Source organism: Nocardioides terrigena, from assembly GCF_003047265.1.
Lineage (GTDB): Bacteria > Actinomycetota > Actinomycetes > Propionibacteriales > Nocardioidaceae > Nocardioides > Nocardioides terrigena.
In genome coordinates this window covers 268,024-280,969 of record NZ_PZYY01000003.1, presented here as the reverse complement: position 1 = coordinate 280,969, position 12,946 = coordinate 268,024, and the positions used below count along the sequence as shown (strand labels likewise).

13 protein-coding genes are annotated in these 12,946 nt (G+C 72.3%); 5 read left to right on the top strand and 8 right to left on the bottom strand.

Annotated elements, in window-relative coordinates; genetic code table 11:
- Positions 1-55: 55 nt before the first annotated feature.
- Together DAE25_RS08035 and DAE25_RS08030 are read right to left on the bottom strand one after the other, a co-directional pair.
- Positions 56-1,645, bottom strand: coding sequence for a catalase (locus DAE25_RS08035; protein WP_107765683.1), 1,590 nt, complete (start codon positions 1,643-1,645; stop codon positions 56-58).
- A gap of 127 nt (positions 1,646-1,772) precedes the next feature.
- Complete coding sequence (locus DAE25_RS08030) at positions 1,773-2,192, bottom strand: ankyrin repeat domain-containing protein (RefSeq protein WP_107765682.1); 420 nt, start codon at positions 2,190-2,192, stop codon at positions 1,773-1,775.
- Between the two features lie 79 nt (positions 2,193-2,271).
- On the opposite strand from DAE25_RS08030, the gene DAE25_RS08025 reads away from it, so the two are divergent.
- The gene (locus DAE25_RS08025) at positions 2,272-3,375 is read left to right on the top strand and encodes a PP2C family protein-serine/threonine phosphatase (protein WP_159083641.1); all 1,104 of its coding nucleotides are present in this window, start codon (positions 2,272-2,274) and stop codon (positions 3,373-3,375) included.
- A gap of 9 nt (positions 3,376-3,384) precedes the next feature.
- On the opposite strand, the gene DAE25_RS08020 is transcribed toward DAE25_RS08025, so the two are convergent.
- From DAE25_RS08020 to DAE25_RS08005, 4 genes are all read right to left on the bottom strand, one after another.
- Positions 3,385-4,341 carry an ABC transporter ATP-binding protein gene (locus tag DAE25_RS08020; RefSeq protein WP_107765680.1) on the bottom strand — a complete coding sequence of 319 codons (957 nt, stop codon included), beginning with the start codon at positions 4,339-4,341 and terminating at the stop codon, positions 3,385-3,387.
- A gap of 1 nt (position 4,342) precedes the next feature.
- The gene (locus DAE25_RS08015) at positions 4,343-5,167 is read right to left on the bottom strand and encodes an ABC transporter permease (protein WP_234410918.1); all 825 of its coding nucleotides are present in this window, start codon (positions 5,165-5,167) and stop codon (positions 4,343-4,345) included.
- The gene (locus DAE25_RS08010; protein WP_107765679.1) at positions 5,160-5,957 is read right to left on the bottom strand and encodes an ABC transporter permease; all 798 of its coding nucleotides are present in this window, start codon (positions 5,955-5,957) and stop codon (positions 5,160-5,162) included. The genes DAE25_RS08015 and DAE25_RS08010 overlap by 8 nt, the downstream gene beginning before the upstream one ends.
- A gap of 66 nt (positions 5,958-6,023) precedes the next feature.
- Complete coding sequence (locus DAE25_RS08005; protein WP_107765678.1) at positions 6,024-6,545, bottom strand: YbhB/YbcL family Raf kinase inhibitor-like protein; 522 nt, start codon at positions 6,543-6,545, stop codon at positions 6,024-6,026.
- An 83-nt stretch (positions 6,546-6,628) separates the two neighbouring features.
- On the opposite strand from DAE25_RS08005, the gene cobA reads away from it, so the two are divergent.
- Both cobA and DAE25_RS07995 read left to right on the top strand, forming a co-directional pair.
- On the top strand, positions 6,629-7,867 hold the full coding sequence (gene cobA / locus DAE25_RS08000) for a uroporphyrinogen-III C-methyltransferase (protein ID WP_107765916.1): 1,239 nt from the start codon (positions 6,629-6,631) through the stop codon (positions 7,865-7,867).
- Entirely contained in the window at positions 7,860-8,663 is an 804-nt protein-coding gene (locus DAE25_RS07995; protein ID WP_107765915.1) for a TrmH family RNA methyltransferase, read from the top strand. Before cobA ends, DAE25_RS07995 begins: the two co-directional genes overlap by 8 nt.
- 182 nt (positions 8,664-8,845) lie before the next feature.
- Here DAE25_RS07995 and DAE25_RS07990 read toward each other — a convergent pair whose 3' ends face one another.
- Positions 8,846-9,640 carry a TrmH family RNA methyltransferase gene (locus DAE25_RS07990; RefSeq protein ID WP_107765677.1) on the bottom strand — a complete coding sequence of 265 codons (795 nt, stop codon included), beginning with the start codon at positions 9,638-9,640 and terminating at the stop codon, positions 8,846-8,848.
- Positions 9,637-10,239, bottom strand: coding sequence for a peptide deformylase (gene def, locus DAE25_RS07985; RefSeq protein WP_107765676.1), 603 nt, complete (start codon positions 10,237-10,239; stop codon positions 9,637-9,639). Before def ends, DAE25_RS07990 begins: the two co-directional genes overlap by 4 nt.
- Positions 10,240-10,334: 95 nt before the next feature.
- Between def and DAE25_RS07980 the strand changes: the two genes are divergently transcribed.
- Positions 10,335-11,714 carry an acyl-CoA dehydrogenase family protein gene (locus tag DAE25_RS07980; RefSeq protein WP_107765675.1) on the top strand — a complete coding sequence of 460 codons (1,380 nt, stop codon included), beginning with the start codon at positions 10,335-10,337 and terminating at the stop codon, positions 11,712-11,714.
- Entirely contained in the window at positions 11,714-12,928 is a 1,215-nt protein-coding gene (locus tag DAE25_RS07975) for an acyl-CoA dehydrogenase family protein (RefSeq protein WP_107765674.1), read from the top strand. The genes DAE25_RS07980 and DAE25_RS07975 overlap by 1 nt, the downstream gene beginning before the upstream one ends.
- Positions 12,929-12,946: the final 18 nt, after the last annotated feature.

Genomic DNA, 12,946 nt, shown 5'->3' with positions numbered 1-12,946 from the left:
GGCCCCGGACGGTGTCCGGGGCCCACGTGGGTCAGGCAGGTGTCGAGCGAAGCGGTCAGCGGGCCGCGTGCGTGTCGCTCTCCCTGACGGGGTCCGACGCGTCGTCCTGCGCGTCGTCGGGCTGTCCGCCGGGGTTGTCGTTCGGGCCACCGGCGCGCACGAGCTCCTCGATCTGCTTGCCGCAGTCGGCGTCGACCGCCTTCCAGTAGGCGAAGGCGCGCTCGAGGACGTCGCCCTCGACGCCGCCGAGGAGGTGGCCGGCGACGGTCTTGACGAAGTTGGCGCGGATCTCGTCGTCCCACACCTCGCGGACCAGCGTGCCGGCCTGGCCGAAGTCGTCGTCGTCCTGGCGCAGGGCGTAGGCCTGGCGCACCATCGCGCCGTCGGCCTCCCAGCCGTCGGAGACCTCGCCGACCTCGTCGGCGTAGCCGCGACCGAAGGAGTTGGGCGCGTAGACCGGGTCGTCCGAGCGGTGCTCGAAGGCCATCGGGCCGTCCTGGGTGTAGGTGTTCATCTCCACCCGGGGACGGTTGACGGGGAGCTGCAGGTAGTTGGGGCCGATCCGGTAGCGGTGCGTGTCCGAGTAGGCGAACGCCCGGCCCAGCAGCATCTTGTCGGGGGAGAAGCCGATGCCGGGGACCGTCGCGGACGGCTCGAAGGCCGCCTGCTCGATCTCGGCGAAGAAGTTCTCCGGGTTGCGGTTGAGGGTCATCGTGCCGACCTCGATGAGCGGGTAGTCGCTGTGCGGCCACACCTTGGTGAGGTCGAACGGGTTGTAGCGGTAGGTCTTCGCGTCCTCGTAGGGCATCGCCTGGATCGACAGCGTCCACGAGGGGTGCTCGCCGCCCGCGATCGCGTCGTACAGGTCGCGGCGGTGGAAGTCGGCGTCCTCACCGGCGATGCGGGTCGCGTCGGCGTCGCTGAGGCTCTCGACGCCCTGCTTGCTGTGGAAGTGGTACTTGACCCAGTGCTTCTCCCCGGCCGCGTTGGTCCACAGGTAGGTGTGCGAGCCGTAGCCGTTCATGTGGCGGTAGGACTTCGGGATGCCGCGGTCGCCCATGAGGTAGGTGACCTGGTGGGCCGACTCGGGGTTGAGCGACCAGAAGTCCCACTGCATGTTGTTGTCGCGCAGGCCGCTGCCGCCGCGACGCTTCTGCGAGCGGATGAAGTGCGGGAACTTCATGGTGTCGCGGATGAAGAACACCGGGGTGTTGTTGCCGACGAGGTCGTAGTTGCCCTCGTCGGTGTAGAACTTCAGCGCGAAGCCGCGCGGGTCGCGCCACGTGTCGGGGGAGCCCTGCTCGCCGGCGACGGTGGAGAAGCGGGCCAGCATCTCGGTCTTCACACCGGGCTGGAAGAGGCCGGCGCGGGTGTAGGCGCTGACGTCCTCGGTGGTGACGAACCCGCCGAACGCGCCGGAGCCCTTGGCGTGCACGTTGCGCTCCGGGACCCGCTCGCGGTTGAAGTGCGCCATCTGGCTCAGGAAGTGCACGTCGTGGAGCAGGATCGGGCCGTCGGACCCGAGCGTGAGCGAGTTGCGGTCGCTGGGGGCGGGTGCACCCGTGTCGGTGGTCGATCCGAGCCGGGCCTCCTCCGAGGGGGCCGTGGCGATCGAGCTGTCCGTGGGCTGGGGCAGGTCGGGCATGTCACTCCTTGGGGGCGGGGTCGGGTGGGGTCGGTACGACGGTGCAGGCCCCCGGTGTCCAACGTCGCACTCACTCTGGAACAGGTCAAGAAAGTCCGCCCGTGGGGGTGGAAGTCGTGCGACCCCGTCACCCCAGCAGGTCGGAGCGACCGAACATCTCGGCCGTCGCCCGGGCGGTGGGGGCGCCGGCGTCGGGGTCGGCACCGCCGGCGAGCAGGCGGCGTACGACGTCGTCCTCGCCCTTGAAGACCGCGCCGGCGAGCGGGGACTGACCCCGGGCGTTGAGCCGGTCGGGGTCCGCCCCGCGGTCGAGGAGCAGGCCGACCGTGCCGGCGTGGCCGTGGTAGGCGGCGAGCATGAGCACGGTGTTGCCGTCGTCGTCGGGGTGGTCGACCGGGAACCCGCCGTCGAGGTAGCGCGCCAGCAGGTCCGTCTCGCCCTGGCGGGCGCAGTCCATCGCGAACGCGACCACCTCCGCGAGCAGGGCTGCGGGGTCGGCGGCGGGATCGGCGGCGGGCTGGGTGGACTGGTCCGGTGAATCGGTCATCAGGCTCCCGAGCCTAGGGGCTGGTGCGGACATCGCCCGAACGGCCCCGACGGTGGTCCCCGAGACCTATTCTCAGGAGGTGTCGACTGCTCTCGGGTCCGTGCCGCGCCGTCTGGCGCTGCACGTCCACGACCGGGTGCAGAGCTGGCGGACGGGGTCCCGGGGGAGCCAGGTCTACGTGCTCTGCCTGCTGCTGGGGGGCTCGGCGGCGTCCTTCGCGGCGGCGTGGGTCGCGCCGGACCTGGTGCCGGTCACGGTGTGGTTCGTCTGGCTGCTGCTGGGCGTGCTGCTGCTGCGCACCCTGCCGCTGGTCGTGCTGTCCGGATTCATCCTGGTCGCGGCCGGCGCCACGACCCTCCACGAGGGCGTGGACGGACCCGCGGTCGCCACCCTGGTGACCCTCGCGGTGTCGGTGGGCCTGGTCGTCTACCAGTCCAGCCGTCAGCGCTCCGGCCTACCGGTGGCCCTGAGCGAGCCGATGCTCGCCCAGCTCCGCGACCGCCTCCAGCGCCAGGGGGTCGTGCCTCCGCTGCCCGACCCGTGGCGCACGCAGTCGGCGATGCTCAGCGCGCACGGCACCGGCTACGCCGGCGACTTCCTCGTGGCCGACCTGCACGACGACCGTCACCTGGAGATGGTGCTGGTCGACGTGTGCGGCAAGGGGGCCTCGGTGGGGCCGCAGGCGCTGCAGTTCGCCGGCGCGCTGGGCGGCCTCCTGGGCGCGCTGCCCCCGGACGCGCTGATGCGGGCGGCCAACGCGTTCCTGCTGCGCCAGGAGTCCGACGAGTCCTTCGCCACCGCGGTGCACGTGCGGGTCGACCTCGAGACCGGTGACTACACGATCACCAGCGCCGGTCACCCGCCGGTGCTGCACTGGTTCCCCGCTCGGAGCGAGTGGGAGGTCGACAACGCCCGGGGCACGGCGCTCGGGGTGGTGCCCGACCCCGAGCTGCACGCCAGCGAGGGCCGGCTCGGGGCGGGCGAGGCGCTGATGTTCTACACCGACGGGGTCATCGAGACCCGCGGTCGCGACCTCGACGACGGCCTGGAGTGGCTGCGCGGGGTCGCCCGCACCCGCGTGCTGGCCGCGGGGTTCGCCGGCTTCGCCCGTGCGGTGCTGGCGAAGGTGCCCCGGGGCGACGACGACCGGGCCGTGCTCGTCCTGGACCTGCGGGCCGACTGACCTCGGTCGTCAGGCGCCGCGGGAGTAGAGGTCACGGATGACCTCCTCGATGTCCGGCTCCTGGATGGACAGGTCGGCCACGTCGTACGACGCCGCGACCGCCGCGACGATCGGTGCGGCGCTCGCCTCAGTCGGGAAGGACAGCCACTGGCGTGGTCCCTCGACCCGGCGCACCACGGCGCCCGGGACCTCGATCGCGGGCGCCTCGTCGACCAGGTCGACCACCAGCGTGCGCGTCGAGCCGCCCTGCGCGTGCAGCGCGGGGAGCGGACCGTCGAAGACGGCCGTGCCGTGGTCGATGACGATGACCCGGTCGCAGAGCGCCTCGATGTCCTGCAGGTCGTGCGTCGTCAGCACGAGCGTGGTGCCTCGCTCGGCGTTGAGGGCCCGCAGGAACTCGCGCAGCCGCCCCTTGCTCACCACGTCGAGCCCGATCGTGGGCTCGTCGAGGTAGAGGATCTCCGGGTCGTGCAGCAGCGCGGCCGTGATGTCACCACGCATCCGCTGCCCGAGCGACAGCTGGCGGACCGGCGTGTCGAGCTGGTCGCGCAGGTCGAGCAGCTCGACGAACCGCTCGAGGTTGGCGCGGTAGCGCTCCGTGGGGATCCGGTACATCTTCTGGAGCAGTGCGAAGGAGTCGCGCAGGGGGAGGTCCCACCACAGCGTCGTGCGCTGGCCGAAGACCACGCCGATCCGGCGGGCCAGGGCCACCCGGTCCTTGCTCGGGTCGAGGCCGGCGACGCGGAGGTGGCCGGCGGTGGGGACCAGGATCCCGGTGAGCATCTTGATGGTCGTGGACTTCCCGGCGCCGTTGGGGCCGATGTAGCCGACCATCTCGCCCGCCTCGACGGAGAACGTGAGGTCGTGGACCGCCCGCACCTCGTCGCGCAGCCGGCGGCGACCGCCGTCGACCTTGCGGCGCACCACGAAGGTCCGCTCCAGGTCCTGTACGTCGATCAGGGCCATCTCAGCTCCCGGTGGAGGTGTAGTGGCGCACTCCGGTGCGCCAGACGAGCAGGGCCGCGGTGACGACCACGGCCGCGGCGAGAGGAGAGCAGAACTGCAGCCACTCGGGCAGGCCGAACGGGTCCGGCCGGCCGAGCAGGTAGAGGCAGGGGTACCAGTTCACGAAGGCGATCGGCAGCACCACGGTGAGGGCGATGGCCAGCTCGCGGGGGAAGATCGTCAGCGGGTACTGGGTGAGGGTGTTGCCGCCGTACGTGAAGGCGTTGGCGAACTCGTTCGCGTCCGTCGTCCAGAACTGGATGCAGCTGAAGAGCACGAACAGGCCGAAGAACAGCGCGCTCGAGCTCAGGACCATCACAAGTGCCATCCCCACGCGGGACGGGGTCCAGTCGACGACCGGGAGCGCCCAGACCAGGACCACGGTGGCCTGGGTGATCCGGCCGAGCCGACGCAGGGTGAACCGGTCCGAGCAGACCTGGACCAGCAACGGGACCGGCTTGGTGAGCATCTGGTCGAGCCGGCCGGTCCGCACGTACTCCCCGATCCGCTCGACGCTGCCGATGAGGGTGTCGGCGACGCCGATGCCGATCCCGGTGGCGCCGTAGAGCAGCGCTATCTCGCGCAGCTCGAACCCGCCGAGCTGGTCGATGCTCGAGAACATGATCGCGATGCCGACGAAGTCGAGTGCGTTGATCAGCATGCTGCCCACCACCAGCATCGCGAAGGAGGCCGGGTACGAGATCTCCGCACGGATCCACAGCCGGGCGATCTCGCCGTAGCGGGCGAGCGGGTGCCACGGGCGCACCAGGGTCGCGAGGTCAGCCACCCTGGACCACCACCTTGCGGGTGGCCCGCGCGAGCACGAGCCAGCAGGCTGCGAGCAGCACCACGGCCCAGCCGGCCTGGAAGGCCAGGGCACCGAGCAGGTCGACGCCGGTGTGGCGACCGAGCCAGATGTCGTTGGGCACCTGGATCATCGCGGACCAGGGCAGTGACTCGGCCAGGATGCCGAGCCAGCCGGGGAACAGGACCAGGGGGAGGGCCATCCCGCTGAAGAAGATCGCCAGTGCTCCGCTGAGCGTGCGTGCCCCCGTCGCGTCGAGCAACCAGAACGCGGTGCTCGCGACCAGGAACCTCAGCCCGAAGCTGACCACGACGGCGAGCGGGACGCTGACGAGGAAGCCGAGTGCAGCCGCCGGGGAGTCCGGCATGGCGATCTGGAAGAGGACCGCACCGACGACGGTGGGAGCCAGGCCGCGCGTGAGCAGGTGGTACGCCGCGCGTCCGAGGTCCGCGGCGAGGTACCACTGGATCACCCCCACCGGCCGGTAGAGGTCGATCGCCACGTCCCCGGACCGGATGCGCTCGGCCAGGTCGTCGGTGGTGCCCCCGCCCCACAGGGCGACGGTCATCAACAGCGCCTGGCCGAGCCAGACGTAGGTGACCGCGTCCACCTTGTCGTAGCCGCCCGCCGTCGGGTTGGCGTCCCACAGCGCCAGGTAGGCGAAGGAGTAGATGACTCCGAAGACCGAGTTCGTGAAGACACCGGCGAGCGTGGCCGCCCGGTACGTCGAGTAACGGCGGAACGCGCGCGTCGCGATGGCGACGTAGAGCATCCCGGCCTCCCGTGATCGGCGACCGGGATCCTCTCACACGTCAGCGCTGGATCGAGCCGGGTCCGCTCAGTGCTGGTAGGTCCCGTGGATGATCGCGCGTCCCAGGGTCTTGAAGGCCAGGTTGAAGGAGACCACCGCGTTGGAGGCGTCGGCGTCGACGCCGAGGGTCTCCTCCTGCACCGCGTGCACGACGAAGAAGTAGCGGTGGGGCTGGTCGCCCTGCGGGGGAGCGGCGCCCATGAAGCCGGCCTCGCCGCCGTCGTTGCGCACGTGGAAGGCGTTGCCCGGGAGGTCGCCGGAGGAGGCGCCGGTGTCGAGCGAGGTGACGTCGGCGGGGATGTCGACCAGCGACCAGTGCCAGAAGCCGCTGGGCGTCGGGGCGTCGGGGTCGAAGCAGGTGACCACGTAGCTCTTCGTCCCCTCCGGAGCGCCCTCCCAGCTCAGCTGGGGAGAGGTGTTGCCGTGCTCGGCGACCTGGTCGTCCTTGAGGGGCTGGCCGTCGGTGACGTCGGTGCTGGTGACCGTGAAGGACGGCACCGCCGGGAGGAGGTCGTAGGGGTTCGGGGCGATGGGGCGCTCGAGGCTCATACCCCGAACCTAGGAGTGCCGTGGTTGCCGTTTCAAGCGTGGACGCCGGTGCCGCCGATCCCGTGGCGCGCGAGAATGGCGAGATGAGCGACCCCACGCCGTACCTCTCGGGACTGATCCTGCGCGACCGCAGGGTCGTGGTGGTGGGCGGCGGTCACGTGGCGCAACGCAGGGTGCCGATGCTCATCGCGGCGGGTGCCCGGGTCACCGTGGTGTCACCCGTGGTGACGCCCGCGCTGGAGGGCATGGGCGGCGAGATCACCCTCGAGCTGCGCCGCTTCGAGCCCGCCGACCTCGACGGTGCGTGGTACGTCATCGCCGCCACCGACGACCACGCGGCCAACACCTTGGTCTCCGAGGCCGCCGAGGAGCGCCGGATCTTCTGCGTGCGCAGCGACGACGCGACGGAGGCGACCGCCTGGACCCCCGCCGTCGGGCGGCACGGCACGGCCACGGTCGGGGTGCTCGGCAACCGCGAGCCCCGCCAGTCGGCGACGCTGCGCGACGACATCATCACCGCGCTCCGCGACGGGCACCTGACGGCGTCCGGAGCCCTGGACCGCTCGCCCGGCGTGGTACTGGTCGGCGGGGGACCGGGGGACCCCGAGCTGGTGACGGTGGCCGCCCGGCACGCGCTCGCCTCCGCCGACGTGGTGGTGGCCGACCGCCTCGCACCGCGGGAGCTGCTGGACGAGCTCGACCCGGGCGTGGAGCTCATCGACGTGGCCAAGCTGCCCCGCGGCCGCTCGGCCCTCCAGGAGCACATCAACGAGATCATCGTCGACCGGGCGCGGGCCGGGAAGCGGGTCGTGCGCTTCAAGGGTGGCGACAACTTCGTCTTCGGCCGGGGCTACGAGGAGGTCCTGGCCTGCGAGGCCGCCGGGGTGCCGGTGACGGTGATCCCCGGGCTCTCCTCCTCGGTGGCCGTGCCCGGCGTCGCCCAGATCCCGGTCACCCACCGGGGCATCACCCACGAGTTCACCGTCGTCTCCGGGCATCTGCCCCCCGGGCACCCCGAGTCGCTCGTGGTCTGGCCAGCGCTCGCCCAGCTGCGGGGCACGCTCGTGCTGATGATGGCCGTCGAGAACGCCCCGCACATCGCCGCCGCGCTCGTCGAGGGAGGTCGTCCGGCCGAGACCCCCGTCGCGGTCGTGGTGGAGGGGACCATGCCCGAGGAGCGCACCGTGCTGGCCACCCTCGGCACGCTGGCTGACGAGCTCGCGGCGCACGAGGTGCGGCCGCCGGCCATCATCGTGGTCGGCGAGGTGGTGGCGGTGGCACACCCCGTGCACTACGGGCGGCATGCTGCTCCCCGTGGCTGACCTGATCGAGATCACCGACCCCGCCGACCCGCGGCTGGCCGACTACCGCGACCTGCGCGACGTCGAGCTCCGCAAGCACCTCGAGGCCGAGCACGGGCTCTTCCTGGCCGAGGGGGAGAAGGTCGTACGCCGCGCGCTCGAGGCGGGCTTCGTCCCGCGGTCGCTGCTGATGGCACCGCGCTGGCTCGACGGCCTCGCCGACGTCCTGGCAGCAACCGACGCTCCCTGCTTCGTGCTCGACGAGGCCCTGGCCGAGCAGGTCACCGGCTTCCACGTCCACCGCGGGGCGCTGGCCTCGCTCGAGCGTCGACCCCTGCCCCCGGTCGCCGATGTGCTCGAGGGTGCCCGCTCGGTGCTGGTGCTGGAGGACATCGTCGACCACACCAACGTCGGTGCCATCCTGCGCAGCGGCGCCGCGCTCGGCTTCGACGCCGTCCTGCTGTCGCCGCGCTGCGCCGACCCGCTCTACCGTCGCGCGATCAAGGTGGCGATGGGCGCGGTGTTCACCATGCCGTGGACCCGCCTGCCCGACTGGTACGACGCCCTGCCGGACCTGTCGGCGGCCGGCTTCACCACCGTGGCACTGACGCTCGCGCCGGACTCCACGCCGGTCGAGGAGGCCGTGGCCGGGGTCGAGCGGCTGGCCCTCGTCCTCGGCTCCGAGGGCCACGGGCTCTCGGCGCGGTGGGAGCAGTCCGCCGACCGTCGGGCGATCATCCCCATGCGGGAGGGGATCGACTCCCTCAACGTGGCCGCCGCTACCGCCGTTGCCTGCTACGTCGCCGCCCGCCGCTGACCCTGCCGGCCGGGCCTGCCTGCGCACCTGCGCAGCCATGGGGCGGGGCGTGGGTCGCTTCCCTGCGCACCTGCGCACCTGCGCACCTGCGCAGGCAAGCCAGCGCGGTGGCTTCCCAGAGCTGCGCACGTGGGCAGGAATGGGCCCCGGCCCGATCGCGGTCGCTCCCGTCGGGCGCGACGCTACCGTCCGGCCCGACGCTGGCGGGCCGCCTCGTCGAGCACGATCGACCCGGCGGTCGCGGCGTTGAGGGAGCTCGCCGAGCCGGCCATCGGGATGGACACGAGCTCGTCGCAGGCCTCTCGCCAGGCCGCGGTCATCCCGGAGGTCTCGTTCCCGACGACCACCAGGAGAGGACCGGTGAGGTCCGCGGCCCGTAGGTCGGTGGTGCCCGTCTCGTCGGTCCCCACCACGCGGACGCCCGCCGGCCGAGCCCAGTCGAGCACCTCACGGTGCGACGGCGCCCGCACGACGGTCAGCGCGAAGAGGGACCCGGTGCTCGCCCGGACCGCGCGGGGGTCGTAGGGGTCGGCGGCGTGCCCGGTGACGACCAGCCCGGTGGCGCCGAAGGCGTCGGCCGAGCGGGCCAGGGTGCCGATGTTGCCCGGCTGGGTCGGGCGGTCGAAGACCACGGTGAGACCGGTCGGGTCCAGGCGGGAGAGGTCGTCCGGGGGCATGCCCACGATCGCCAGCAGCTCGGAGGGCTCGTCCTTCTCGCCCAGCTCGGCGACGAGCTCGGGCGCCATCACCACCCGCTCGGCGTCCGTGGTGCCCCACACGCCCGCCGCCCAGGCCGACATGCGGGGCCGACCGTCGGAGATGAGCGCGCGGACGGTCCAGCCGTGCTCGATCGCCAGGCTGATCGGCCGGACGCCCTGGACGACGAGCTCGCCGAGCCGGTGTCGCTTGGTCCGGTTGTGCAGCAGCGACTCCCACTGCTGGAAGCGCGCGTTGCGGCTGGTGATCCGGACGGTCACGACCCGGCCGGCCAGTCCAGCGGGTAGTCGTCGGCCGCCTTGTCGTGCTGCTTCTGGAGCTTCTTGCGGGCCTTGGTGGGCAACCGGTCGCCGAAGACAGTGCCCAGCGTGTGGTCGGTCTCGTGCTGCAGGCACCGGGCCAGCAGCCCGTCACCCTCGAAGTGCACCGGCTCACCGTCGAGCCCGGTGCCGTCGACGGCGGCCCAGTCGGGTCGGGCGCACTCCACGAATGCACCCGGGTAGGACAGGCAGCCCTCGTCGCCGTCGTCGAGGCTGCGGTCGCGGCCCTCGGGGAGCGTGACCACGGGGTTGCAGACGACTCCGACGGTGTGCTCCCCGCTCTCGTCGGGGCAGTCGAAGACGAACATCGCCACGTCCTCCCCGACCTGGCACGCGGCGAGACCGACCCCGTCGGCGGCGTACATCGTCGCGACCATGTCCGCGGCCAGGGACCGCAGGGAGTCGTCGTACGACGTCACGAGCTGCTGCGGCGCGTGCATGACCGGCGTGCCCCAGCGGGTGACGGGGCGGACGGTGCCACCGGTGGGGAGCTCGCCGTGCGGGGCGTGGACAGGGGGGCCCGAGGGGTCGGTCGGCATGGCGCAGATCCTAGTGAGGTGCCTCGTGACGCCCGACACGCAGACCGGACCGGGAAGGTGTGGCCTCGTGTGTAACTCAGAGTTACATTAGAGCCATGTACTTCACCGCAGACTTCCTCAGGCGAGGACTCCGGCCGGGCGGCAAGCACGGCCTGTCGTCCCGGGAGAGCCGCGACCCGATCGGTCTGGCCGTGGCCGGTCTCAACCGGCTGGCGCAGAGCGAGGTCATCGACCGGCTGGGGCTGCGCCGCCAGACCGAGCAGGCGGTCTTCACCGTGACCCGCAGCGGCTTCCGCGGGGCCACCGCCGCCGGGCGCACGTTCGCCCGGATGGGCACGCGCGGGGCACCCGGCACCCGGCCCGGGGCCGCGCGGGCGGACGACCGCTTCGACCTGACCCCGACCGAGGACGAGCAGATGCTCGTCGACGTCGTGGCCGAGTTCGCCGCCGAGGTCGTGCGACCGGCGGCGGCCGACGCGGACGCGGCATGCGCCGCCCCCGAGACACTCCTGCGGGCCAGCCTCGAGATCGGGCTGCCGATCCTGGGAGTCCCCGAGTCCCTCGGCGGCATCTCCGACGAGCGCTCCGCGGTGGCCGGCACCCTCGTCGCCGAGGCGCTCGCGAGGGGCGACATGGGGCTGGCCGTCGCGGCCCTCGCCCCCGGCTCCGTCGCCACGGCCCTCGGGCTGTGGGGCACCGACGCCCAGCAGCAGACCTACCTCCCCGCCTTCACCGGCGACGACGTGCCGACCGCCGCGCTGGCGCTCACCGAGCCGACGGTGCTCTTCGACCCGTTGACGCCGGCCACCACGGCCCGGCGCGACGGAGACGGCTTCGTGCTCGACGGCCTCAAGTCCGCGGTCGTGCGCGGCGCCGAGGCCGAGCTGTTCGTCGTCGGCGCCGAGCTCGAGGGCCGACCCGTCCTCTTCCTGGTCGAGTCGTCCGCCGCGGGCCTGACCGTCGAGGCCGACCCGGCCATGGGGGTCCGCGCCGCGTCGCTGACCCGGCTGGGCCTGTCCGGCGTGCGGGTCCCGGCGGACGCCGTCCTCGGCGAGACCGACGGCTCGACGTACACCGAGTGCGTGCGGCTGTCCCGCCTCGCGTGGTGCGCCCTCGCGGTCGGCACCGGGCAGGCCGTGCTCGACCACGTCACGACGTACGTCAACGAGCGCGAGGCCTTCGGCGAGCCGATCAGCCACCGCCAGGCCGTGGCGTTCATGGTCGCCGACATCGCGATCGAGCTCCAGGCCATGCGGCTCGTCACCTACAAGGCGGCGTCGCGCGCCGCCCGCGGCGAGGACTTCGCCCGCGAGGTCGCCCTCGCGCGCTCGCTGTGTGCCGACAAGGGCATGCGGATCGGCCTCGACGGCGTCCAGCTGCTCGGCGGCCACGGCTTCGTCAAGGAGCACCCGGTCGAGCGGTGGTACCGCGACCTGCGTGCCATCGGGATCATGGAAGGAACGGTGCTCGTCTGATGATCAACCTCGAGACCCCCAGGAAGCACCGCACGCTCGTCGACCAGGCCCACCAGGTCGCGATGAACATGCTGCGGCCCATCTCGCGCAAGTACGACCGCGAGGAGCACGCCTATCCCCAGGAGCTCGACCTGCTCGCCGCGATGATCGACGGGCTCTCCGAGTCCGGGTCGGCGGAGGGGGCGGGCGCGTCCGGCGTACGCCGCGACGAGGCCGAGGACGACTCCGGCGGTGTCCGCAACGGCGCCAACCTCGCCTCCGTCATGTCGATCGCCGAGATGTGCTGGGGCGACACCGGCCTGCTGCTGTCCATGCCCCGCCAGGGCCTCGGCAACTCGGCCATCGCGTCCGTCGCGACGCCCGAGCAACAGGAGAGGTACGCCGGGACGTGGGCCGCGATGGCCATCACCGAGCCCAGCACCGGCTCGGACTCCGCGAGCATCTCCACGACCGCTCGCCTCGACGGCGACGAGTACGTCATCAACGGCGAGAAGATCTACGTCACCTCCGGCGAGCGCGCCGACAGCGTGGTCGTGTGGGCGACGCTCGACAAGTCCCTGGGCCGGGCGGCGATCAAGTCGTTCGTGGTCCGCAAGGACAACCCCGGGATGAAGGTCGAGCGTCTCGAGCACAAGCTCGGCATCCGGGCCTCCGACACCGCCGCGATCACGTTCACCGACTGCCGCGTGCCCGCCGAGGACCTCCTCGGCTCCCCGGAGGTCGACGTCAAGCAGGGCTTCGCCGGGGCGATGGCGACCTTCGACAACACCCGGCCGCTGGTGGCCGCGATGGCCGTCGGCTGCGCCCGTGCGTCCCTGGACCTCACCCGCGACCTGCTCGAGCAGGCCGGGGTCGAGATCGACTACGACCGCCCCGCCCAGGTGCAGTCCGCCGCGGCGGCGACGTTCCTCCGGCTCGAGGCCGACTGGGAGGGCGCCCAGCTGCTCACGATGCAGGCCGCCTGGATGGCGGACAACCGCCGGCCCAACTCGCTGGAGGCCTCGATGGCCAAGGCGAAGGCGGGCCGGGTCGGCTCCGACATCACGCTCTCGTGCGTCCAGCTGGCCGGCTCGCTGGGCTACAGCGAGGTCGAGCTGCTGGAGAAGTGGTCGCGCGACTCCAAGATCCTGGACATCTTCGAGGGGACCCAGCAGATCCAGCTGCTCATCGTCGCCCGGCGGCTGCTGGGGCTGACGAGCGCCCAGCTGCGCTGAGCGACGCGCCGTCCGGGC